Source organism: Rothia endophytica, assembly GCF_039543885.1.
Taxonomy (GTDB): Bacteria; Actinomycetota; Actinomycetes; order Actinomycetales; family Micrococcaceae; genus Rothia; species Rothia endophytica.
Map to the genome: position 1 here is coordinate 1 of NZ_BAABKP010000025.1, position 611 is coordinate 611.

Annotated in this window: 1 protein-coding gene; it reads left to right on the forward strand. The window is 34.7% G+C overall.

Going from position 1 to position 611, the window contains the following annotated elements:
- Positions 1-244 precede the first annotated feature (244 nt).
- Positions 245-611, forward strand: a 367-nt coding sequence (locus ABD982_RS11260) for a hypothetical protein (RefSeq protein WP_345447673.1), incomplete at its 3' end; no start/stop codon positions are given.

Below are 611 nucleotides of genomic sequence, written 5' to 3' on the forward strand. Positions count from 1 at the left end.
ATATGGAAATGCTGTAAAATTAATTACTGATTATATTCAACTTACTTATGATGAAGAAAAGTAAATGATACCACAAAATTCTATATGCAATCATTGCTAGTCTGTGGCTGAGGTATTTCATAGAAAGCCTGTCAATCAGCTAGAATTACTCGGTGATAAATCAAACCTTAAACGGCTACGCTTCATACACGTAACGTTAAGCGTAATTGATAAAATACTTATTACACCTGTCAAACCATAAAAAATGAATCTTTCAAAACGCTTAGAAAACTTGATTCTCCGGTGTGGTATTCTTGCTTCATTCGGACTTCTTAGCTGCGGGTCCGTTGGGATTGAAAACTGTGACAAGAAGACACTACATTATTCTGAACTGCCCAAGGAGGTGAAGAATGTAGTATTTGAAGGTTATTTTGAAGATCCACATAGCTCAAATAATTATTCCAGTTTTAAAGACCTCAATGAGCCATATAGGTATTTTGAATCTATTGAGCAAACCTTTCTACCTTGGGTATACAGACAGTATTTACATAGGATTGAAGATGGGGAAATCTTCAAAATAGAGATAAGTTCGGAGCATGGATCACCAAAAATAGTGCTCAATGATTACTTAT